This window comes from Rhodococcus sp. BP-261 (genome assembly GCF_019835205.1).
Taxonomy (GTDB): Bacteria; Actinomycetota; Actinomycetes; order Mycobacteriales; family Mycobacteriaceae; genus Rhodococcoides; species Rhodococcoides kyotonensis_B.
In genome coordinates this window covers 321403-343887 of record NZ_JABUCO010000004.1, presented here as the reverse complement: position 1 = coordinate 343887, position 22485 = coordinate 321403, and the positions used below count along the sequence as shown (strand labels likewise).

At 65.2% G+C, this 22485-nt stretch carries 18 protein-coding genes; 3 read left to right on the top strand and 15 right to left on the bottom strand.

Translation table 11 applies throughout. The annotated features are described in order from the left end of the window. The first annotated feature begins 1 nt into the window (after position 1). Positions 2-1546: an acyl-CoA carboxylase subunit beta gene (locus HQ354_RS07340; protein WP_068430012.1), complete on the top strand. Its 1545-nt coding sequence runs from the start codon at positions 2-4 to the stop codon at positions 1544-1546. A 150-nt stretch (positions 1547-1696) separates the two neighbouring features. On the opposite strand, the gene HQ354_RS07335 is transcribed toward HQ354_RS07340, so the two are convergent. From HQ354_RS07335 to HQ354_RS07305, 7 genes are all read right to left on the bottom strand, one after another. Continuing rightward, positions 1697-2812, bottom strand: coding sequence for a hypothetical protein (locus tag HQ354_RS07335; protein ID WP_222634345.1), 1116 nt, complete (start codon positions 2810-2812; stop codon positions 1697-1699). Between the two features lie 150 nt (positions 2813-2962). Beyond that, positions 2963-6274, bottom strand: coding sequence for an arabinosyltransferase domain-containing protein (locus HQ354_RS07330; RefSeq protein WP_167678840.1), 3312 nt, complete (start codon positions 6272-6274; stop codon positions 2963-2965). Positions 6275-6346: 72 nt separating this feature from the next. Next, positions 6347-9559, bottom strand: coding sequence for an arabinosyltransferase domain-containing protein (locus HQ354_RS07325; protein ID WP_167678842.1), 3213 nt, complete (start codon positions 9557-9559; stop codon positions 6347-6349). A 48-nt stretch (positions 9560-9607) separates the two neighbouring features. Then, positions 9608-11392, bottom strand: coding sequence for a glycosyl transferase (locus tag HQ354_RS07320; RefSeq protein ID WP_167678844.1), 1785 nt, complete (start codon positions 11390-11392; stop codon positions 9608-9610). A 35-nt stretch (positions 11393-11427) separates the two neighbouring features. After that, complete coding sequence (locus HQ354_RS07315; RefSeq protein ID WP_222634346.1) at positions 11428-13380, bottom strand: galactan 5-O-arabinofuranosyltransferase; 1953 nt, start codon at positions 13378-13380, stop codon at positions 11428-11430. Beyond that, positions 13381-14145, bottom strand: coding sequence for a decaprenylphospho-beta-D-erythro-pentofuranosid-2-ulose 2-reductase (locus HQ354_RS07310; protein ID WP_114331132.1), 765 nt, complete (start codon positions 14143-14145; stop codon positions 13381-13383). Continuing rightward, on the bottom strand, positions 14142-15593 hold the full coding sequence (locus tag HQ354_RS07305; RefSeq protein ID WP_068430031.1) for an FAD-binding oxidoreductase: 1452 nt from the start codon (positions 15591-15593) through the stop codon (positions 14142-14144). The genes HQ354_RS07310 and HQ354_RS07305 overlap by 4 nt, the downstream gene beginning before the upstream one ends. Positions 15594-15667: 74 nt before the next feature. Here HQ354_RS07305 and HQ354_RS07300 point away from each other — a divergent pair, with 74 nt between their 5' ends. After that, on the top strand, positions 15668-16153 hold the full coding sequence (locus HQ354_RS07300; protein ID WP_084423913.1) for a GtrA family protein: 486 nt from the start codon (positions 15668-15670) through the stop codon (positions 16151-16153). Between the two features lie 162 nt (positions 16154-16315). Here HQ354_RS07300 and HQ354_RS07295 read toward each other — a convergent pair whose 3' ends face one another. The 6 genes from HQ354_RS07295 to HQ354_RS07275 are packed head-to-tail and all read right to left on the bottom strand — an operon-like array spanning position 16316 to position 20151. After that, positions 16316-16903: a dTDP-4-dehydrorhamnose 3,5-epimerase family protein gene (locus HQ354_RS07295; RefSeq protein ID WP_167679321.1), complete on the bottom strand. Its 588-nt coding sequence runs from the start codon at positions 16901-16903 to the stop codon at positions 16316-16318. Between the two features lie 3 nt (positions 16904-16906). Continuing rightward, entirely contained in the window at positions 16907-17776 is an 870-nt protein-coding gene (gene rfbA, locus HQ354_RS07290; RefSeq protein ID WP_222634347.1) for a glucose-1-phosphate thymidylyltransferase RfbA, read from the bottom strand. Between the two features lie 44 nt (positions 17777-17820). After that, the gene (locus HQ354_RS07285) at positions 17821-18186 is read right to left on the bottom strand and encodes a hypothetical protein (RefSeq protein WP_308115138.1); all 366 of its coding nucleotides are present in this window, start codon (positions 18184-18186) and stop codon (positions 17821-17823) included. Further along, positions 18171-18416: a hypothetical protein gene (locus HQ354_RS25510; protein WP_261768525.1), complete on the bottom strand. Its 246-nt coding sequence runs from the start codon at positions 18414-18416 to the stop codon at positions 18171-18173. The genes HQ354_RS07285 and HQ354_RS25510 overlap by 16 nt, the downstream gene beginning before the upstream one ends. A gap of 18 nt (positions 18417-18434) precedes the next feature. Further along, the gene (locus HQ354_RS07280) at positions 18435-19379 is read right to left on the bottom strand and encodes a hypothetical protein (RefSeq protein ID WP_261768524.1); all 945 of its coding nucleotides are present in this window, start codon (positions 19377-19379) and stop codon (positions 18435-18437) included. Position 19380: 1 nt separating this feature from the next. Next, a complete protein-coding gene (locus HQ354_RS07275; RefSeq protein ID WP_261768523.1) occupies positions 19381-20151 on the bottom strand; it encodes a hypothetical protein in 771 nt (256 codons plus the stop codon). 77 nt (positions 20152-20228) lie between these two features. On the opposite strand from HQ354_RS07275, the gene rfbB reads away from it, so the two are divergent. Then, positions 20229-21233: a dTDP-glucose 4,6-dehydratase gene (gene rfbB, locus HQ354_RS07270; RefSeq protein ID WP_222634348.1), complete on the top strand. Its 1005-nt coding sequence runs from the start codon at positions 20229-20231 to the stop codon at positions 21231-21233. Here the strand turns inward: rfbB and HQ354_RS07265 are convergent. Both HQ354_RS07265 and HQ354_RS07260 read right to left on the bottom strand, forming a co-directional pair. Then, entirely contained in the window at positions 21230-22060 is an 831-nt protein-coding gene (locus HQ354_RS07265; protein ID WP_222634349.1) for a glycosyltransferase family A protein, read from the bottom strand. The genes rfbB and HQ354_RS07265 overlap by 4 nt on opposite strands. Next, a complete protein-coding gene (locus HQ354_RS07260; protein ID WP_222634430.1) occupies positions 22057-22479 on the bottom strand; it encodes a GtrA family protein in 423 nt (140 codons plus the stop codon). The genes HQ354_RS07265 and HQ354_RS07260 overlap by 4 nt, the downstream gene beginning before the upstream one ends. Between the last annotated feature and the right edge of the window lie 6 nt (positions 22480-22485).

Genomic DNA, 22485 nt, shown 5'->3' with positions numbered 1-22485 from the left:
CTTGACTGGTACCACCGCGGAAAAGCTGGCCGGGCTACGCGCCAACCTCGAACTTGCCAGGGAACCGGCAGGGGAGGTCGGTGTCGCCAAGAGGGCGAAGAAGGGCATCCCGAGCGCGCGCGAGCGCATCGACATGCTCCTCGACCCGGGCAGCTTCGTCGAAATCGGCGCGCTGGTCAAAGCTCCGAACGATCCGGGCGCGCTGTACAGCGACGGCGTCGTCACCGGCCACGGAACCGTCGACGGCCGTCCCGTCGCGGTCTTCTCCCACGACCAGACCGTGTTCGGTGGAACCGTCGGCGAGATGTTCGGCCGCAAGGTCGCCGGGCTGATGGACTTCGCGATCAAGGTCGGCTGCCCCGTCGTCGGCATCAACGACTCCGGTGGCGCGCGCGTGCAGGACGCCGTCACGTCACTCGCGTGGTACGCCGAGCTGGGCCGTCGTCACGAGCCGTTGTCGGGCATGTGCCCGCAGATCTCGGTCATCCTGGGCAAGTGCGCAGGCGGTGCCGTCTACGCGCCGATCAACACCGACATCGTCGTCGCCACCGAAGAGGCGTACATGTTCGTCACCGGACCGGACATCATCAAGTCCGTCACCGGTGAGGACGTCAGCCTCGACGAACTCGGCAGTGCACGCAAGCAGGCGCAGTACGGCAACGTGCACCACGTCGCGCGTGACGAGAAGGCCGCGTTCGACTGGGTGCGTAACTACCTGAGCTACATGCCGTCGAGCTGCCAGGAAGATCCGCCCGTCGTGAACCCGGGTCTCGAGCCCGAGATCACCGAGTCCGATCTGTCGCTCGACCGGATCATGCCCGACGCCGACAACGCCGGCTACGACATGCACGACATCATCCTGCGCCTGTTCGACGACGGCGAGTTCCACGAACTGTCGTCGGAAATCGCGCCGAATGTCATCACCGGTCTGACGCGGGTGGACGGCAAGTCCGTCGGTGTCGTCGCCAATCAGCCGATGTACCTGTCGGGTGCGCTCGACGCCGACAGTGCCGACAAGGCAGCGCGTTTCGTGCGCATCTGCAACGCGTACAACATTCCGCTGGTGTTCCTCGTCGACACACCCGGCTTCCTGCCCGGCGTCGACCAGGAGAAGGTCGGCGTCATCAAGCGCGGTGGCCGATTCCTGTTCTCGTACATCGAAGCATCCGTCCCGAAGATCACCGTCGTGGTCCGCAAGGCATACGGCGGCGGCTACGCGGTGATGGGCTGCAAGCAGCTCGGTGCCGACATAAACTTCGCCTGGCCGACGGCCCGTATCGCGGTCATGGGCGCCGAGGGTGCCGTCAACATCATCGGACGCAAGCAGCTCGCCGCGGCAGGCGAGAACGCCCCCGCCGTGCGTCAGCAGCTCATCAACTTCTACAACGAGCACGTCGCCACCCCCTGGGTCGCGGCCGAGCGTGGCTACATCGACGCCGTCATCGAGCCGTCGCAGACCCGCCTCGAGCTCCGTAAGGCGTTGAAGCTGTTGACGGAGAAGAAGGTGTTCAAGAACCCGCGGAAGCATCACCTGTTTCCGATCTAGTGTCCCGGCCTTTTCGGCATCGATGGCCCGCAGCATCCGATAGACGGTTGCCGCGGGCCATTCATGTTGGTGGCCGACTCGGGCCTGTTGGCATCGATGGCCCGCAGCATCCGTTGGACGGTTGCCGCGGGCCAACGATGCGGTCGGTGGTCAGGGCTTCACGACGATCCGCGGTCTTGGCCGGCTCCGCGCGAGTTCGTAGTGAGACCTCAAGTCCGCCAACACTTTCTCAGGGTTGTCACGAATCTCGCTGGGCAGTGTGGACAGCAGGAGAAGACCTTGATTCTGTATATGCGTTCGCCGTTCCATAGTCTTCGCGTGGTCGGGAGGGGAGAGGTGGTGAGCGTAGGAGTCGACTTCCCACACCCAACCGACCTCGTCGAGGAAGTTGTCGAAGCATCCGATGAACACGCCGGATTCGGTGTACACGTTGCAGTTGTGCAGCATCGGTGGGAGCCCGCTGCGGGCGTAGAGCTTCTGTGCTTCGGCTTCCGCGACCGAATGCGCGTCGTCGCGTAACTCGTTCACTACTCGTCGGCTTATAGCGCCGTATTGTCTTGGCCCATCGCGCAGTTCGCGGTCGATGTCGGCGATCGTGACTTCGCCGCGTTGGAGAACCTCGGCAAACAACTGAGTGCACAACTTGTCGCTGGTCACTGCACGCGTTGTGTCGACCAGGCACCGAACCAATGGCGCGACGCGGAGGCTACCTTTGATGGTCGGGTCGGGTAATCGGCCCGTGCGCTCCACGCGCACAAAAGATTTGGAGGCGCGTCGTAGGTCCGACGGGATCAGCACATGCACCTCGCTGGGCGTGGCGCCCGTCCCGTAACCGTGCGCGCCGAGGCCGACGCGACCGGTGATCATGCTCGTAGGACCGCAGTACTCCAGTGCGGCGATCGACCGCTGAAGAGGCGTCGGGTACCCGTTGTGCAGTAGATAGACGCTCGGCAGCGCGTGCTGCCAAGGCCCGCCGGGCGCGCACCGGGCGGTGAGGGTGCTGTCAGAGACCTTCGCTTCCCGAAGCATTGCCCGGGTGACGACGCCGTGAGTGCTGAGATCGTGCAGTTGAGACGGTGACCATTTCGGTTTCTTCATGCGCTCACCCTCGACGTTCGCGCCGACATGAAGATCGGTATCCCGCAGGTCGCGAATTGGGTTGTGGATAGCGGAGTCCTGTGGACAACTATGGTCGTGTCGGCGATGGGCGAGGACAGTCGACGCGCCGTTGTGGTGCCGATCTGGTGCGGTCGCACCGGTTGGCATCGATGGCCCGCCACAGTCGTTAGACGGTTGCCACGGACCATCGATGCCGAAAAGGTGCGCTGAAGCAACGGCATCGATGGCCCGCCACAACCGTTAGACAGTTGCCGTGGTCCATCGATGCCGGAAGGGCTCAGCGGGAACCCGCAGAACCTACCTGTCGAACACGCGCAGGTTCCCGGGCGTCCAGAAGCCCGATCTCGTGGCTTCGGCGGTGTCGATGGTCGCCGGGACGGCCTGGGGGTAGTACGGGTCGTAACGCTCCAAGGAGCCCCAGTCGCGCGCCCAGTCCCGGTTGAGGTAGGTGGGCACGGTCACGGGCTGGGCGAGGAGTTCGCTCCATCCCAGCGGGCCACCGTTGTCCGCGGACTGCCAGGTGTCGGTGGAGCTGACGGCCAGCGGGCGGTCGGGGAGGATGCGGTATCCGGGCACCTCGGCGACGCCGTACTGGTGGTCGAAGGGACGCTGGCACGGGAACTGCAGTCCGACGGCCCAGTCGAGCAGCACGGGCTGTTCGCTGCCGATGACGGAGTTCAGCGTCTCCAGCTGCGGAACGCGCGGCGGGGTGAACGCGAACCATTGGTCACCGGTCAGGTTCGGGTCGTTGGCGACGATGCGAACGGCGTCGGCGTCGCCCGGCAGATCGGCGATCGGGATGCGCAGGTTGCGCCACGACGGGGCGGGGCCGATGTCGCGGGGCAGGTAGGTGCCCTTGACGTCGACGGTGCCGTCGGGCTGGCGAGTGCCGTATTCGACGAGCAGCGACTGGCCGTAGGTCATCGCGCCGGTGTCGTCGTACGACAGGATGCGGCCTGCGGCCGAGATGACGATCAGCGGTGCAGAGTCCGAACGCTCCGGCAGCGCATACCAACTCGACGTAGCCGACGCAGGCTCCTGGATGCCCGGCTGGTAGGAGCCGAGGACCGGGGTGGTGGCGGGGTCGAGTCCGAACGGCAGTGCCGCGGTGGAACCGTTGACGCCACGGGCGCCGACGCCTCCTCCGGTGCCCGAGCTCTGGCCTTCCTCGAATGCGGGTCCGACGCTCTGCTGATCCGTATTGCCTTGTCCCGGTTTGACTTCCACGGCGTCGGCGCTGAGGTCCGTCGGCACACCGTTCGGTGTGAAGTTCGACGGCGTCGATCCTCCCAACGGTCCGGTCTCGGGGTCGAAGTCGTCCGGAATCGGTTGCAGCACGCCGGCATTGGCGTCGGATTCGACGAGGACGTCGTTCGCGAGTCCGCACGTGTTTCCGGTCAGTGCCTGGATGTTCGAGCGCGCCAGCGAGTAGGCCGGGTATTGCGACACGGCGCCCTTGACGAGTGACAGCACTTCGAACAGCACCATCAGTCCTGCGATCACGGTCAACGGTGCTGCCGCGAACTTCTTGATGCGTCGTCCGCGTTCGGTACCTGCGCGCGGCTGCGGCGGGGCATAGCCCTCACGCAGATACTGCCATGCGGCGAGTGCCAGCGCGAGCGCGAAGAGCACGAGAAACAGTGTGTTGGACTGGTTTCCGCTCAGCGACACCGTCTTGTCGAACCACGGCACACCGTAGCTGGAGACGTACCACCATCCGTTGATGCCCGAGAACGACAGTGCGAGAACGAACATCAGGCCGGCGAGGAAGATCGTCCTGTTCCGGCGCGAACGCAGTGCGCTCGCGGAGACGGCAACGGCCGTCAGGGCTGCAAGGCTGCCTGCGATGCCCGCGTACGAACCGAAGTGGTGGGTCCACTTGGTCGGGTTGAACATCATGAAGAAGATCGTTCCGAAGACGACGCCCATCAGACGCCACGCGGGCCCGTTGGAGATGCCGGGAACGCGGCGGCGACGCAGCAGCACGAACAGCGTCGTGAAGAGACACAGGATCATGGCGAGGAACGCGAAGCGGCGTGCCACGGAACCGTCGACGGTCTGGACGAACAGGTAGTAGTAGCGCAGGAAGTCCTGGTACCACGCCTCGCTCGGACCGATGGCGGTACGCACCCGCGTCGACTCCATGACCGTCGCGAACGTCTGGTCGGCGAAGACGACGACGAGTACGAGGAAGCCGGCGGCAGCCAGCGGCGCCAGCAGCGGCAACGTTCCGACGAGACGATGACGACGCACCACGATGCGGGCCATCGGGCGGGCACCTGCGAGCAGGGCAGCCACACACATCAGACCGGTGGGCGCCGACGCGAGCGTGAAGGCGCCGATCAGGAACGCGGCCGCGGCGGGCAGCAGCCGCCCGGTGGCGATGGCGCGCTCGATCGAGCACCACGTGAGCAGCGCACCGACGGCAACGATGGGTTCGGGTCGCAGGCCGTTGTTGTAGGGCAGCCAGAAGGCGAGGAAGACCAGGCCACCGGTCCACAGTGCGACGTTGGACTTCCGCACTGCCCGGCCCAAGCGCGGGACGACCTCGCGGCTGATGACCATCCAGCAGAGCACGCCTGCGATCAGCGCGGGCAGACGCATCCACGGGCTTGCCGTCGAGATCTTCGCGAAGACGGCCAGGACGTCGTAGTACCAGCCGAAGGGTGCCTCGGGGACACCGAACCAGCGGAAGTAGTTGGCCATGTAGCCCGACTTCTCGGCAGCGCGGGCCATCGTCAGCAGGTAACCGTCGTCGGAGGTGTTCGCGCCGACGAAGTGCCAGCCGACGAGCACGCCGACGACGGTGACATCGACGCCGGTGAACTTCCACCAGTGCGACGGGAAGAACCTGCGGTGACCGCGGCCGTCGATGCCGTCGAGACGTCCGAGCGCGACCATCGCGGAGATCGTGCAGACGACGGCGACGATCATGGCCAGGAGCTTGAGAAGGGTCGGTGTCGACGAGAACCGCGAGTCGACGTCGATCGTGACCGACATGCCCGCCGGTGCTGCGCCCTGGAGGTCGGTGAAGACGCCGACGACCTGAGGTCGCAGATCGCCGTCGAGGCGTCCGGCGCGTGGGTTGCCCGCGTCGTCCGACAACCCGGTGAATTCGGCCGTGGTGGAGTCGATGTCCGAGTTGATCTCGATGGACCCGCAGGCTGCGCCCTCGACGTCGGCGCGAGGTGCCGACGCGACGACGACGTTGCGGTCGAGAACATCGACCGACCCTTCGCTGACGCGCACGAACAAGCTGTTCAGCGCCGCGCCCTCACCCTGCGCAGGGGCCGTCGCGAGCAGCAGTCCTCCCTGCGGCGGCAGCTGAGCGACGGCGCTACACGGAACGGTCGCGGTGAAGGAAATCGGCGCCTGGGAGACTAGCGGCGCGTCGACGTCCTGAATCGATCCGTTCTGCGGCCACGAGATGGTCGACGTCGTCTGCACGACGGGCAGGAACGGCGTCATGATCGCCAACAGCGCGCCGAGCAGACCCGTGACTATCGCGACCAGCCGCGTCGTGCGGACTTGGGATCGCAGATCGACCGCCGAGCCCTTCTTCGACGGAGCAGGGGGCACAGCGGATGTATCTGTCACGACGTCGGGCACGATTGACGATGTTATGCGACCGTGATCGGTTCATCGCACCCGCGTCGAAAAGAAACCGGCAAGAATCCCGTTTCATCCGACTCTGATGGGTCCCTCCGACTCCCATCCGCTGCGGGTGACCGTGTCGACCGTCAGCTCGGCCGGCGCCGCGGATGAATCGATCGGCGTGAACCGCTCGAGCGAACCCCAGTCGCGGTCCAGGTCGTCGCGTAGATAGGTCGGTACGACCTGCGCAGACAGGACGAGCTGCTGCCATCCGAGCGGTCCGCCGCCGTACGCGTCCATGACGGGGCTGTGGGCTGCCGCACCACTGCGGTCGGGCAGGATCCGGTACTCGGGCAGTTCGGCGACGCCGTCCTTGTGACCGAACGGACGCTGGCACGGGAAACCGAGCGCGACGGTCCAGTCGAGCATCACCGGGACATCGGGTCCGATGACGTCGACGAGCGGGGTCGTGCGCGGAATGCGCGGCGGCGTCACCGCGAGCCACTGGTCGGGCGAGATGTCGGAGTCGGTGGCGACGAGGCGGATGCGGTCGGCGTCACGTGGGATGTCGGCCAGCGGCACCCGCAGGTTGCGCCACGACGGCTGCGGTCCGATGTCGATCGGCGTGATGCGTCCGAGAACCTGGTCTCCCGACGCGTACTCCACCTCGAGCGGCTGGCCCGACGCGACGATGCCGTCGGAGTCGACCGAGCGAATGCGTCCTGCCGCGCTGATGGCGACGAAGTCGTTGGCAGGGTCGTCGGGCAGGGCGAACCACCCGGTCTCGAGAGTCGCGGGTTCCGCCGTGTCGGCGCCGTAGCTGCCCAGAACCGGGGTGCGCGACGCGTCGAGCCCGAACGGCAGGGCGACGGAGCTTCCGTTGATACCGGTGGCCTCCGTGGTGCCGCCTTCGGTGCCGGAAGCCCCGGACGCGGATGCCGTCTGCTGGTCGGTGTCCGCGTCGTCGCCGAATCCGCGGGTGCTCTGCTGCGAGACGTCTTCCTCGTCGGCGGTCAGGTCGGTCGGGACGCCGTCGGGTGTGAATCCGGTGGTTCCCGGCCCGGCGAGGGAGTCCGCGACGGACGAATCGATCGGCGTGAGCATCGAGGAATTCGGATCTCGTTCGACGAGAACATCATTGGCGAGCGAGCACGAGTTCCCGGCCAGTGCGTTCAGGTTCGAACGGGCCACGGAGTACGCCGGATATTGGGCCACGATGCCCTTGGCGAACGACAACAGCTCGAACAGCACGATGAATGCGGACATCACCGTCAGCGCGGACACGCCGAAGCGCGCGGATCGGGCCGGCGCGCGATAGGGCGCGCGGAGATGCTGCCACCCGGCGTACAGGAGCGCGAGCACGGTGAGTCCGAGAAAGACCGTCGAGAAGCCTTTGCCGAGGATCATGGGCGGCTTGTCGAACCACGGGATGCCGTAGCTCGAGACGTACCACCAGCCGTTCGAGCCGGTGAACGCGAGCGCGGTCAGGAACAGGACCGCCGCGGTGAACAGCGTGCGGTTGCGCGCGTTCTCCCGCGTCACGGAGGCGACTGCGACCGCGGCGACGGCTGCGAGCGATGCGGCGAGGCCCGCGTAGACACCGAAGTGGTGCGTCCACTTGGTCGGGGTGAACATCATGAGCGCCAACGCGCCGATCACGATGCCGACGATGCGACGCGACGGGCCGAGCGCCACACCGGGAATGCGGCCGTTGCGACGCAGCATGACGACGATCGTCGTGATGACGCACAGCACCATCGCGAAGACCGCGAATCGGCGAGCGAGCGAGCCGTCGGGCGTGATCTCCATGAGCGAATCCCAGCGGGTGCGCTCGTCGAACCAGGGGACGTTCGGGCCGACGGCCGCACGCGCTTTCGTCGCCTCGAGAACCGTCGTCACCGTTTGATCGGCGAAGACGGCAGCGATGATGACGGTGCCCGACGCGAGAATCGGGGCGAGAACGGCGGCGTACCCGACCATGCGTGCTCGTGCGATGACGACGCGAACGAGGGGGCGTCCGCCGGCGAGAAGGGCGGCGACGCAGATGAGTCCCGTCGGCCCGGCGGCCAACGAGAACGCGGCGATGAGGACGGCGACGGCGGCAGGGAGGAGTCGGCCGGTGGCGATGGCACGCTCGATCGAGCACCACGTCAGCAGCGCGCCGAGAGCGATGACCGGCTCGGGACGTAGGCCGTTGTTGTAGGGGAGCCAGAACGCGAGGAACACCAGTCCCGCCGTCCAGATGGCGACCTTGTCGAAGCGGACGGCGCGACCGAGACGCGGGATCACCTCACGGCTGATGACCGCCCAACACAGCACCGCGGCGACGAGCGCGGGCAGGCGCATCCACGGGCTGGCCGTCGATACCTTCGCGAACGCGGCGAGCATGTCGTAGTACGGCATGCCGAACGGCGCTTCGGGGACGCCGAACCAGCGGTAGTAGTTGGCCATGTACCCGGCGTGCTCGGAGACGCGGGCCATGGTGAGGAGGTAGCCGTCGTCGGACGTGTTCGCGCCGATGAAGTGCCACACCACCAGCACGCCGACGACGATCCCGTCCACCACGGTGACGCGCAGCCAATGCGCGGGGAAGAAACGGCGTCCTCGACGGCCGTCGAGCAGGTCCAACCGATGCAGCGCGATCAGGGACACGATCGTGCCGAGCACCGCGACGGCCATCGCGAGCTTCTTCAGCAACGTCGGGGTCGACGAGAACCGTGAGTCGATCTGCACGTCCACGCTCAGACCTGCGGGCGCGGCGCCGTCGAGTTCGGAGAAGATACCGACCGTCTGGGGGCGTTGGTCACCCTCGATCGTGGTCGTGACGTCGGTGCCCGCGGCCGACGCGGTGCTCACGACGTCCGTCGAGCTGATGTCCACCGACGAGCACGACGCCAGCTCGGCGTCGGTCAACGACAGCAGTACCTGTTCGCGCAACACCGCCTGCAGGCCGCCCTCGGTGCGGGTCACGACGAGTCCGACGCCCTGGGCGTCGGGCGCGCCCGGTGCGGTCGTGGACAGAACGACCGTGTCGGGAGCTGCACCGGAGATCACGTCGCACGGGATGGACGCGTCGATCGACAGCGGCGAGTACGACACCAGCGGCGCCTCGACGGAGTTCAGCGTTCCGTTCTGCGGCCAGCTGATCGACGCCGAATCCTGAGTGACCGGCAGCAGTGGCGTCACGATCGCCGCGAGGACGGCGATGACACCGGAGACGACAGCGACCAGTCCCGCCGAGATACGTGACGTCGATTTTGCGGAAGGCGGTTTCGGTGCGGTGGCTGCTGCGGTGGACACGATTGTCGATGCTAGGGCACGGTCCTGTGGGCCCCTGTTTCTCGCAGGTCAGGGAGTGTTCACCAACGGGCGCACGTCCCACACCCAGACGCCGCCGTGAAATTCGCCTTCCGAACCAAGGAGTTGGTCGACGGTTCCGCGCAGCGCGGTGGCGTTCTTTCCCGGCGGCAGGACGACGACGTCGGCGTTCCAGAAGCGCAGATCGTCGACGGCCTGTGCCCGTTGGTCGGGAGTGATGTCCGGGACCGTGCCGGAGTTCTGCACGGATCCGAGCAGCAGAGCGGTCGGACGATCGACGGCACCGTACTTCGCCTTCTTGTCGGCCGCGTCGCTCGGCCCGACGAAATAGCCTGCGGCGAGCGGGAATTGCATGTCGGCTTGGATCTGCCAGCGCAGCGGACGTGCGTCCTCGGGGCGCGGCAGCGGCACGGTGACGACCGAGCCGTCGGACACGTAGTTCTTCCACTCGTCGCCCGCGAAGAACTGAGGCGTCGGCGACCGATCGACGGCCTGCAGCGGCGTCGGTACGAGCGGAATCAGGGCCAGCGCCAACGCGATCGACCACAGCGCAGGAACCGGACGCAATCCGCGTCCGAATGCCTTGTCGGTGGCGACGACGATCAGCAACGCGAGCGCGGGCACGGCGGCCAGCGCAAAACGAGTTTCGAGCACCGACTCGACGAGATGCACGTCGGCCAGCCACGTCCACGGCAATTCGATTCCGGTGTCGCGCTTGCCGATGTACAGCTCGGATCCGAGGGACAGAACGCTCACGACGACGACCGTCACGGCCGCGGCGCGCACTCGGGCCTCGCGCCACATCCACAGGGTGGCGATCAGACCCAGGACGAGCAGCGGCCAGCCGAAGTAGGCGTTCTCCTCGGTGGCGTTGATGCTGACGTCCTGGCCAGGTGTAGCCGTGCCGCCGATGGATTGAGCCGGGAACTGGAACAGAGCTTTGACGTCGTTGCCCATGTTGCCGTGTTCGAGGAACGAGTAGCTCTGCGGCCCGAAGAACTGCCAGTACAACGGAATCGCGACGAGCAGCAGCGTCAGGATCGCGGCCAACGGAAGGCTTTTCGACGCGTTCTTCACCGCAGGAACGAAGCTTCGCGGGCTGCCGAGGTAGTAGGCGAAGGCGAACACGCCGAACGCGATCGCGAAGATCAGCAGCGGCTCCTCGCCCAACATGATCTGCAGCGCGACGACGAGGCCGAGCGTGATGGTACTGCGGCGGGTGGGGCCGTCCTGTGCGATGCCGATGACGAGCGATGCGATCACCGGCAGCAGGAACAGGACGACGAAGTTCGGGTGACCGTTGGCGTGCGACACCATCCCTGGGGCGAATCCGCAGAGCGCTCCTCCGAGTGCCGACGCTCCCTTCGAGGCGCCGACGCGTCGCGAGAACAGCCAGTACCACGCGTACGCGGTGCCGCCGAGGCCCGCGGTGAGGGCGATGGCCCACGTGACGGTCGGGCCGAACAGCAACGTCACGGGTGCGAGCGGAATCGACAGCCCGAACATCGCCGTGTTGGCCATCAGGTTCACGCCGAGCGGGTAGTTCTGCAGATCGCTCGACATCGGATTGTCGAGGTGCGCGACGGCATGCGCTGCGACGGCGAAGAACCATTCCCACATGGCCTGGTCCTGGCCGCTGTTGTACAGGTACCCGCTCGACAGGTTTCGCCACTGACCTTGCAGGACGAACAGGGCGCCGACGGTGAACGCTACGGCGGCCGCGAGGTCGGCGCGGTCGAGCCGTCGTCGCGCCCCGGTCTTCTGTTCCTGCGTCGTCCCCGAAGGCCCGAGAACGGTCTGGTCGGTGGTTGTCATCGAATCGAACGTTACGTGAACGTTATGTGTTTTGCCTACGAAACCCTCGTGACCAGCGCAAACGGTCCGATGTCGGTGACGGTGAACCGCGAATCCTCGAACAGCGACTCGTCGAACGTGACGGTGTAGCGCCGTACGTTGGGGTCGTTCGGGTAGACGTCCTCGGCGAGGCGCAGCGTGTAACCGTCTGCGCCGCGGCGGAACAGGAAGGCGTCGGGAGCTGTCCATTCGCTGCTGTCCATCGCTGCGACGAGCTCGTCGGGCGACCCCAGCTCCGCCCAGTCCTCGATGGCTGCGGCCCGCTGATCGAACTGAGCCAGCGGATTCGCGTAGTGCGACGTCAAACCCTGGAAGCCGAAGTACGGGTAGTAGCTGAGGAACGACGTGTCTGCCGTCAGCACGATCGTCTCGTCGCGAGGCTTGCCGAGTTGCTCACCGATGGCCTTGTCGACGTCGCCGTAGTACGACACCGCGCTCGGTGGCCGCTTGTCGGCGCGCACCCCGTCACCGTCGGTGTCCTGGTAGGCGACGGTGATCTCGGTCTGAAGCACCTGCGGGATGTTCTGGGCGAACGCCAACGCCCCCACGGCCGCGACGACGACCGCTGCGGCCTTGAACCGCACCGGCTCGTTGATCGCCTGGTAGATCGCCTTCGAGCCCTCGATGAAACCGAAAACGCCTGCGGCGCCGAGCAATACGATCAGTACCGCTTCGAGTCTGAAACTCAGCAGCGTCGTTCCCGCGACGGTCGCGGCCATGGACAGCAGCGTCCACAGATACACCGCGACGACGCCGATGGTCAGTGCCTGTGCCCGTCGCGACGTGGCGGTCCGCACGGCGAGCCACAGTGTTCCGATCATCGTGAGCGCGCCGAGGAGCGAGAACTCGAACATCGGGAACGGCAATGTCGCACCGGTTTCCGGTAGATAGTGCAGTGCGGTCCCGGACGTCGCCGGTGTACCGGTCAGCGCATCGATCAGATACGGCAGCCACACCGTCAGCGCGACGAGCCCGGAGATCGCCGCGATCACGGCGAGCCTGACGACGACGGGTATCGCTGCGCGCCACGTTTTCTCGGCGCGAATGCCCAGGAACGCCGAGACGATTGCCATCAGTACGACGGCGAACGCGGCCATCCCGAGGTAGAGGGTGTAGAACGTCGCAGCGAGACCGAGGAACAGGCCGGTCCCGACGACGGCGCCCCAGCCCCAGTTCTTGCCCGCCTTTGTCGGCATCGATGGACCGCTGTTGCCGTCTATCGGATGCCGCGGACCATCGATGCCGACGAAGCCGGCAGTCACCGGCCGATTCAGCGCACCCCACGCGAGCAGGAAGGCCGGCGCGATCAGGAGAGCGATGACGGCACTGTAGGCCTCGGGAGATGCATAGGCGACGACGAGAGCCGTCGTGACTGCAGAGACCGCGACGGCCAGGTCCGCGCGAACCAGTTGGCGCCACAGTGTGTAGGCGACGACGGCAGTGACGGCGAGGAAGCCGATTGCGAACGGCTTGAACACTTCCCAGCCGTCCATGCCGAGCAGGTTGCCGACGCGTCCGCCGATCCAGAACCATCCGGCCGGGTAGAACGGCGGAATGTCCGCGTACGTCATGTCGCGCAGCGCAGCCGAATCCGTCAACCGCGTCAGGTATTCGGTGCGAAACTCCTGGTCGACGCTGATGCCGAACAGATAGAGTTTCGTTGCCGCCAAAGGCATTCCGAGCGTGACCGTCACGAAGCCGGACAGGCCCACCCACGTGAGCCCGCGTGCCAGCCATGCACGAGTGCCGCGTCGGTACAGCACGATGGCCGCACCGAGCAGGGCGGCACACACGACCTGCCCCAGCGTCGTGAGTGCCCGTGTGACGTTGGACGAGTTGAACGCCGGCCACTCGACGAGCGAGAAGGCGTACAGCCCGACCGTCGCAACGACTGTCGCGACGAGAGCGGCCAGTACGCCGTCGACGGCGGTCCCGAGCGCTCGCTTCATCTAGATGGGCAGCTTGCGGAAGATGGGCCGCGGGACGTGCCGCAGGATCATCATCACGAAGCGGAACGGTCCGGGTGCCCAGACCAGGTCCTTGCCCTTCTGCGACGCGGCGACTGCCAGCGCGGCGATGTCTTCCTTGTCGACGGTCAGCGGTGCTTCCTTGACGTGGGCGCTGAACTTGGTGCGCACCATGCCCGGGCGGATGACGGTGACGCGAGGACCGAACGGGCGCAACGCTTCTCCGAGTCCGAGGTAGAAGCCGTCGAGACCCGCCTTGGTGGAGCCGTAGACGAAGTTCGAGCGACGCACGCGCTCACCGGCGACCGACGACATGACGATGATGCGTCCCGACGCCTGTGCCTTCATCTTCTCGCCGAGCAGCACGCCGACGGAGACGGACGCGGTGTAGTTGATGTTGGCCGTCAACACCGCCTTGCGCTGGTCCTGCCACAGTTCCTCGGCGTCGAAGTCGACGGCGAATGCCACGATGGCGACGTCGACGTCACCCTTGGACCAGGCTTCGTCGATGACCTTCGGGTGCGACGCGGTGTCGAGAGCATCGAAGTCGATGACGTCGACTGCCTTGGCGCCCTTGGTCGTCAACTGTGCGACGGCACTGTCGCGCAGCGGGTCGTTCGGCAGAGCCGCAAGGATGACGCGGGCGGGCGATTTCGCCAGGTACTCCTCGGTGATGGCGAGACCGATCTCGCTGGTGCCACCGAGTACGAGAATGGTCTGCGGATTACCCACAGCGTCGATCGTCACAGCAATTCCAACCTTCTGGCCATATCGGAGGCGAAAACGCCTGTGGGGTCGACGGATCGGCGGACCTTGATCCACTCGTCGATCCGCGGGTACATCGCGTGGAAAGTCTCGGCGGTGGTCCGCGAGTCCTTCGCCGTGTAGAGGCGTCCGCCGAATTCGAGGACGCGCTTGTCGAGTTCGCGCACGAATTCGTTCAGCCCCGGCTTGATCGGGAAGTCGACGCAGATGTTCCAACCCGGAATCGGGAAGCTCAGTGGCGCTTTGTTTCCCGGGCCGAACAGCTTGAAGACGTTCAGGAACGAGTAGTGACCCGAACGCTGAATGTCGACGATGATCTTCTTGAACTCCTCGACGGCCTCCGGCGGCACCACGAATTGGTACTGCAGGAATCCCTTGGATCCGTAGGCGCGGTTCCACTCACCGAACATGTCGAGTGGGTGGTAGAACGCCGTGAGGTTCTGCACCTTGTTCCGGTAGTTGCCCGCCTTGCGGTACCAGACCTCGCCGACGGCGGAGAACGTGTACTTGTTCGCCAGACCGTTCGGGAAGATGTCCGGGAACGTGACGAGGGGCTTGGCGTTGAACCGCAGCGGATCCTTCTGCAGCTTCTCGGGCAGCTGATCCAGTCGAGCCAATGATCCACGTGAAACCGCAGCGCGACCCAGCTTCGGGGGAGCGGCGACGGCGTCGAACCAGGCGCTCGAGTAGTCGTAGTTGTTCTCGCTGCCATCGGTGTGGAGCGCGATGGTCTCGTCGAGAGTCTGCGTGACGTCGCCGTCGGCGATGAAGTACGCGGTCTCCGTCGGCGTCATCTCGATGGTGGCGCGCAGGATGATTCCGGTCAGACCGTTTCCGCCGATCGTGGCCCAGAACAGCTTGGAGTTGCGGCCGGCGGGGGTGAGGTGACGAATTTCTCCGTCGGCGGTCAGCAGTTCCATCGAGCGCACGTGGTTGCCGAAGCTTCCGGCGCTGTGATGGTTCTTACCGTGGATGTCGCAGCCGATGGCGCCACCGATGGTGACCTGACGCGTACCCGGCAGCACCGGAACCCACAGGCCGAACGGCAGGGCCGCACGCATCAGAGCGTCGAGGCTCACACCGCCGTCGACGTCGACGATGCGTGTCGTCGCGTCGATGCTGTGAATGCCGTTCAGCGCGGTCATGTCGACGACGAGGCCGCCGGAGTTCTGAGCGTTGTCACCGTACGACCGGCCAAGGCCACGTGCGATGACGCCGCGGCGAAGGTGGGACGGCTTGCTGTCGTTCTGCTCTGCGACCTGCTTGACGGCCTTCGCGATGAGCTCGGGGTCCGAGGTGGAGAGCACCTCACCCGTCGAGGGCGCCGTGCGTCCCCATCCGGTGAGTGTGCGGGTGTGCGTGGGTAGCGGCGCAGTGTTCCCGGCCTGGGGTTCCAGGGGGAAGAGTGCGTCGTCGGCTGTCGTGGACATCGGTGTAGAGGGTACCCGCTTCGACGGGTCGCTCCGCAGGCTGCGCTGAGGCTCAGGGGTGAGGGCTAGTCTCTGTGGTCGTGTCCACCCAAGACGACCGGCCGACCGGCGACGAGCATCACGCGCCTCTCCCCGTCGAACTGCCACTGACCGAGAACATCGCCGACGAGGCGCTCGACCTGAAGACTCAGATCATCCGATTCCTGGCGACGGGTGTGCTGTCGGCTGTTTTCGACTTCTCGATCACGATCGCGCTGCAGTACGGACTCGGCCTGCAGCTGTCCATCGCCAAGGCGGTCGGATTCGTGGTGGGAACAACCGTCGCCTACCTGATCAATCGGCGCTGGACGTTCAAGGCGGAACCGTCGAGAGCTCGGTTCATCGCGGTCGTCCTGCTCTACGCAGCCACGTTCGGGGTGCAGAACCTGCTGTACACGGTGTTCGGCCACCTGTGGCCCGAGGAAATCCTGTACAGCGCGGCCGCGTTCGTGATCGCCCAGGGCACCGCGACGGTCATCAATTTCGTCGTGCAGCGTGCGGTGATCTTCAAGATCCGCTGATCCGCGCAGGTTGCAGCAATTGCGCAGGTTGCAACGTGCGCGTGTGCTGGAAGGTGCGCGGTCGGGGGTGGGGCGCTCGGGAATGCGGGGCGGGCGGCTGGTGCGCGCAGGTTGCAGCGGCTGCGCATGTTGCAACGTGCGCGTGCGCTGGAAGGTGCGCGGTCAGCCGTCGTATTTGGGTAGGTATCCGGCGGTGATGGCGTCGGCGAGCGAGGGTGCGGCTTTGTCCTTGTCCGACAGTTGGTAATCGAGGGGTTGTCCGTCGCGGCTGTGGGTGGGCCAGGTGATCGCCAGGTCCGGATCGAGGGGATTCAGGTCGCGGTCGAGGGACGGGGTGTACTCGATCGAGCACAGGTACATCACCGTCGAGCCGTCTTCGAGGGACAAGATCGCATGCCCGAGACCTTCGGGCAGATACACCGCACGCCGGTCGACGTCGTCGATGAGCACACTGTCCCACTGCCCGAACGTGGGCGAACCAACCCGCAGGTCGACGATCACATCGAGGAACGCGCCCTTCACGGCGGTGACGTATTTCGCCTGCCCAGGCGGGGTGTCGGTGAAATGGATACCGCGCAGCACCCCGGCCGCGGACACCGAACAGTTCGCCTGCTGTAGCTCGAGCGGCCGCCCGATCGCCTCCTCGAACGCGGTGGATTTGAACCATTCGAAGAACACGCCACGATCGTCACCGAACTGGCGAGGGGTGAACTCGTAGGCGCCGGCGATCTTCAACTCGCGAAAACTCACGTCTTATTTCCCTCGGTCGAGCAGTTCGAGCAGGTACTGCCCGTAGCCGGATTTGACGAGCTTCTCCGCCCGCTCACGCAGTTCGTCATCGGTGATGAACCCGCGACGCCACGACACCTCCTCGGGGGCGCCGATCTTCATGCCCTGGCGTTCTTCGATGGTACGGACGAAGTTCGACGCGTCGAGCAGGGAATCGAAGGTGCCGGTATCGAGCCAGGCGGTGCCGCGGGGCAGGACTTCGACGCACAGTTTCCCGGCATCGAGGTAGTGGCGGTTGATGTCGGTGATCTCGTACTCCCCGCGCTCGGAGGGCTGCAGATCGCGGGCGATGGTGATGACGTCGTTGTCGTAGAAGTACAGGCCCGGCACCGAGAAGTTCGACTTCGGGACCTTCGGCTTCTCTTCCAGCGAGATCGCTCTGCCGGCGTCGTCGAATTCGATGACACCGTAGGCGGTGGGGTCCTTGACCTCGTAAGCGAAGACGGCGCCGCCGTCGATGGAATCGAAGCGCGACAGCTGCGAACCCAAGCCGGGGCCGTAGAAAATGTTGTCCCCCAGGACGAGGGCGGCGCTGTCGCTGCCGATGTGGTCCGCGCCGAGTACGAAGGCTTGCGCGAGACCGTTCGGCTCGTGCTGGACCTGGTAGGTGAGGTTGATGCCGAACTGGGAACCATCGCCGAGCAGACGTTGGAACTGGTCCGCGTCCTGCGCGGTGGTGATGATCAGAATGTCGCGGATGTTCGCCAGGATCAACGTCGAGAGCGGGTAGTAGATCATCGGCTTGTCGTAGACAGGCACCAACTGCTTACTGATCCCCATCGTGATCGGATGAAGGCGCGAACCGGTACCACCGGCCAGAATGATTCCCCGCATGACGTGCATCCTCCCAGATCAGGACTGCAGCTGCTCGCCCGCTATCACTGCCACGGGATGCGATACGGCTGGTCGTCCGGTTCGATCGGCCAATTCGCGGGCCAGTCGACCATCGGATCGGCTCGAAGTTCGGAAACCTCCGGAGGTATCGGCCGGGCGTCGATTTCGATGCGGTCCCACGTGGTGTCACCGGCCGCGACGTGTGCTGCATATCTCCTCAGCTCACCGGACGCACGAGGGGATCGAGACAGCCGGTCCAACAACAGCGCGGTGACGGCGGTACGCGGCCGCGGCGCACCCACGTCGACGCTGTCGGCGTGACGACGTGCGTTCTCCAGCCGGCCGACCGCGTCGAGAACTCGGTTGTACGCAATCCCCGCGACAGGCTCGTCGATCATGCGTCCTGCCACGGAGCTGTGCCTTCACCGACGGAGAATCTGTCGTCGGGCGTGAAGATCACCGGAGTGATGTCAGCCGTCCTGGCGGTATCGACGGCCATCTTTCCCCTGTCGAGAGCTTGGTTGAACGGTTCGAGGTGGTGGTCTATTCGTCGGCTGATCTGCCCCTCCGGATCGGTAATCGCGTCGAGAAAACGACCGAACTGGTCGACGGCGTCCTCGATTCTGCGTACGAGGTCCATCGTCAAGTCCATTGTCTTTTAAACGATCTCGACAATGCTCGCCACTTGCCAGGCTGTCCCGACGAACGGAACCTTCTTGAGCGCGACCTTCATCGCGGATCGACCGGAGCCCAGATCGACTTCAGCTTCGAGCATCTCGGCGAGCTTTCCGACGACGGTTCGGACGCCGTTCTTGATCTGTTCGGTGATGATTTCCGACAGTGCGTGAATCGTTCGTCCGCACGGGCCTTCCCAGTACATCGCTGCGACTTGCCGTTGTGAGTAGTCCGAAAACGCTTGTGCCGCGAGACCGTCCCAATACGGGTCGACGCGTCGCACACCGTTCTCGAGCGATTCGGCGGCGGCTTCCATGGCGCTGCCCGCAATGTCGAATACTTCACCCAATCGTCTGATCTCGTTCCAATTACCGCTCAGTGGCAGCGTCACTTCGTTCAGCGGACTCCACCCGCTCAGTTCGAAGATCGTGCTGTCCACTTCTCCGAGCCACCCGGCGGCGTCGTCGATCACCTCACGGGTTTCGTCGACGGCCGGATTCGGTGGGGGATAGTCGATTCCGGAGGGTTCGCCGTAGTCGACCGGGGTGGGGTAGTCCTCGACGGCACCGACCGCAGGACTTTCGGAGGTGCCTGGTTGGGGTACCGGAACCGGAATCAAGTCGGTGTGGGCATTGAGGGCGTCGTAGTTCTTCTCTTCCAGGTCGACGTAGAGCCAGGCGGCCTTCCGAAGTTCGTCGCCGATGTAGCAGCAGTTGGCGGACAGGTGGACGTGCCGCGATCGCGTGTACTCCTGGTAGTGCGCGATGAAGGGTGCGAGGCGTTGAAGGACTTGACCGGGGATGGTCTCGCTGAGTCCTGCGTGCTCATTGATGTAGTAGTGGCTTGCCAGAGTCTGTTGCCCGATGCGGTCCGCGAGTCTGCCCATTCCGGCGACTTCGGACGGCCGTGCGGCGAACACTTCGTCCACGTCAGCTCCTTCTGATCGACGAAATGATGTCGTCGATTTGCGAATCGCGCAGTGCGTTGTCCACACCGCGATCGGCCTGCACCAGGAAGAGCGCAGTCGCGGCGGTCGCATGACCCGGAGTCGCGACCACGTCGAATGTTGCTGCTGGAGGGGTACAGTCCTCCGCTTCTTGCGGAATGTTCTCCACATTCGCCCGGTAGCGAACCGCCGGCTGCCCTCCGAGATCGAAAGCCTGGGGACCGTCGATCGTCACCGAGGGGGCGGACACGCCCGTTCCGTCCGCGTAGATCGACAGGGCTTTCTCGACCTCGGTTCGCGCCGTCATGTCGAGATCGTCTGCCGGGCGCCCGGTCATTCCCGTCATCGCCAGCGCGGAGTATTCGCCGTCGTGACACTCGCGCCGCTCGTAGAACCCCACAGCGCCATAGATCATCGACGATCCGTCCTCGGATTCCCACCCGGCGAAACCGTCGTACCAGTTGTCCCAATCCGCCGGTATGTCGTATGTCAGCCCGAACTTGGTGGCGATGGGCTGCGGCTGCCCGTCGGGGACGTCGATTTTCGGCGGCGGGAATTCCATCGACGGAAACCCCGACGGCAACGGTGGAGCTGTCGTTCGGACGACCGAACCTGCGGGCCGCGGCGTCGTCGTACCCGCCACGCCCTCGTATCTTCCCGGCACTTCCGGCGCCAGTTTCGGTATCCCCCACAGCACCAGGTTGAATACCGCCAGGCTTCCTGCCAGCAGCAGAAGCCGTTTACGCAATCCCATATGCACTCCCCCCGAAGTCGCGCCGAACGCTAACACGACGTCCCGACAAACTCGCTGGGACAGGTAGGGTCATGCCCATGAAACTGCTCGTGACCGGGGGCGCTGGGTTCATCGGTGCAAATTTCGTCCACCAAACCGTCGCCGAGCGGCCTGACGCCGAAGTAACGGTGCTCGACGCTTTGACGTACGCCGGAAATCGGGAATCGCTCGCGTCGATCGCAGACAAGATCGAGTTCGTGGAAGGCGACATCGCCGACCAGAAGCTCGTCGAAAGTCTGGTGAAGAACACCGATCTGGTCGTGCACTTCGCCGCCGAGTCGCACAACGACAACAGCCTCGCCAACCCGTGGCCGTTCGTACACACCAACGTCATCGGCACGACGACGCTTCTGCAGTCGGTCCGCGAGCACGACGTCCGCTACCACCACATCTCCACCGACGAGGTCTACGGCGACCTCGAGCTGGACGACCCGGCACGGTTCACCGAGTCGACGCCGTACAACCCGTCGAGTCCGTACTCGTCGACGAAGGCGTCGAGCGATCTCCTGGTCCGTGCCTGGGCGCGGAGCTTCGGAGTCCGGGCCACGATCTCCAACTGCTCCAACAACTACGGTCCGTACCAGCATGTCGAGAAGTTCATTCCCCGTCAGATCACCAACATCCTGTCGGGCCGTCGACCCAAGCTGTACGGCGAAGGCAAGAACGTCCGCGACTGGATCCACGTAGACGACCACAACAGCGCGGTCTGGACCATCATCGACAAGGGCGTGATCGGCGAGACCTACCTGATCGGCGCCGACGGCGAGAAGAACAACCGTGAGGTCCTGGAGACCATCCTCGAGGAGACCGGCCAGGCCGGCGATGCCTTCGATTTCGTCACCGATCGCCCGGGCCACGACCTCCGCTATGCGATCGACTCGACCAAGCTCAGGACCGAATTGGGTTGGACGCCACAGTATGTGAACTTCCGCAGCGGCCTGAAGGCGACCGTCGACTGGTATCGCGAGAACGAGCAGTGGTGGCGCCCGCAGAAGGACGCGACCGAATCGGCGTACGCGCAGACCGAGTCGGTTCTGTCCTAGCGGGACATGCGATTTCGCAGTAGCAGGTAGACGCCACGTCGCATGAACGACGTGGCGAGCGCCTTCGCGTTCCCGAGCCGTACGTCGGCGGCGGACAGCAGGCCCGGATGAGCTGCGCTCAGGCTCCGGTGGAAGTCCGCGGCCTGGCGGGCCTGTTCCGTCGCGAGTTCGACGCTCCACTGGCCGGAATTGATCCGAAACGTCGCCAGCGGCTGCGGTATCGCGACGACGTCGCCGTGCAGTGCGACGCCGATGAAGGTGGCCTGGTCGATCAGATAGGGATGAGCGTTGTCCCACAGCCCGATTCGTTCGAGAACCTCGCGCTTCATCATGACGCAGCCCGGTTCGCCGAAGATGTTGGCGCCTGCACGAACTGCGGCGCGCGCAGCGTCTCGTCCGGAGGTCAACCCTGACAGTCCGTCGAGCCCGCGGGCGGCGATGAACGTCTTGCCGTAGGCGTCGATCAACGTGCGTTGCGACGCGACCAGCACGGCCGAGGGGTGCTCGTCGAACGCTGCCACCTGCGCGGCGAGCGACGTCGACAGGATGGTGTCGTCACCGCACACGAGCTTGATCAGTTCCCCGCTTGCCTCGGCGGTGACGCGATCCCAGTTCCGCTTGGCGCCGCCGCCTGCTTCTGTCGTCAGCACCCGGATGCGTGGGTCGTCGTACTTCTCGACGACGGTCATCGTCCCGTCGGTCGACGAGTGGTCTGCGATGATCAATTCGAAGTCCGTGAACGTCTGTCCCAGAATCGATTCGATCGTCTCACCGATGTACTCGGCATTGTTGTACGCCGGAACGACGACGGATACACGTGGGCTCATGTTGTTGTCTTTCTGCGAAACGAGAAGTCGCGGTAGCCGAAGAAACTGGCGACAGCCATGATCGCCGTGATGACCAATTGCGAAGGGATGGGCGGGAAGTGCAGGAACGACACGGCGACGGTCATCAGCGAGATGTTCGCCAGGAATGCCCCGAAGTTGACGACGAAGAACCGCCACAGGTCACGTAGGACGTGGCCGCGTACCCGGAACACCAGGTAGCGGTACATCGCGAACGCACAGAGCACGTTGCACAGATAGCCGAGCACGATCGCGGCGTGATACCCGAAGCGCTCGCCGATCAGCAACTGCCACAGGATGAACCACGCGGTGCCGAGCGTTGTGTTGACGCCGCCCACGAGCAGGAACGCGAAGGCTTGGTTCTTGATGATCCGCATCAGCGGCCCAGGGGTGCCGCTCATTCCGGC

What these genes read in the sequence shown, in the direction of transcription:
- HQ354_RS07320 (WP_167678844.1), bottom strand. Translation starts at nt 11,392, where the DNA reads ATGACAACCACCGACCAGACCGTTCTCGGGCCTTCGGGGACGACGCAG.
- HQ354_RS07305 (WP_068430031.1), bottom strand. Translation starts at nt 15,593, where the DNA reads ATGTCCACGACAGCCGACGACGCACTCTTCCCCCTGGAACCCCAGGCC.
- HQ354_RS07335 (WP_222634345.1), bottom strand. Translation starts at nt 2,812, where the DNA reads ATGCCAACCGGTGCGACCGCACCAGATCGGCACCACAACGGCGCGTCG.
- HQ354_RS07265 (WP_222634349.1), bottom strand. Translation starts at nt 22,060, where the DNA reads ATGAGCCCACGTGTATCCGTCGTCGTTCCGGCGTACAACAATGCCGAG.
- HQ354_RS07315 (WP_222634346.1), bottom strand. Translation starts at nt 13,380, where the DNA reads ATGAAGCGAGCGCTCGGGACCGCCGTCGACGGCGTACTGGCCGCTCTC.
- HQ354_RS25510 (WP_261768525.1), bottom strand. Translation starts at nt 18,416, where the DNA reads ATGGACCTCGTACGCAGAATCGAGGACGCCGTCGACCAGTTCGGTCGT.
- HQ354_RS07275 (WP_261768523.1), bottom strand. Translation starts at nt 20,151, where the DNA reads ATGGGATTGCGTAAACGGCTTCTGCTGCTGGCAGGAAGCCTGGCGGTA.
- rfbB (WP_222634348.1), top strand. Translation starts at nt 20,229, where the DNA reads ATGAAACTGCTCGTGACCGGGGGCGCTGGGTTCATCGGTGCAAATTTC.
- rfbA (WP_222634347.1), bottom strand. Translation starts at nt 17,776, where the DNA reads ATGCGGGGAATCATTCTGGCCGGTGGTACCGGTTCGCGCCTTCATCCG.
- HQ354_RS07260 (WP_222634430.1), bottom strand. Translation starts at nt 22,479, where the DNA reads ATGAGCGGCACCCCTGGGCCGCTGATGCGGATCATCAAGAACCAAGCC.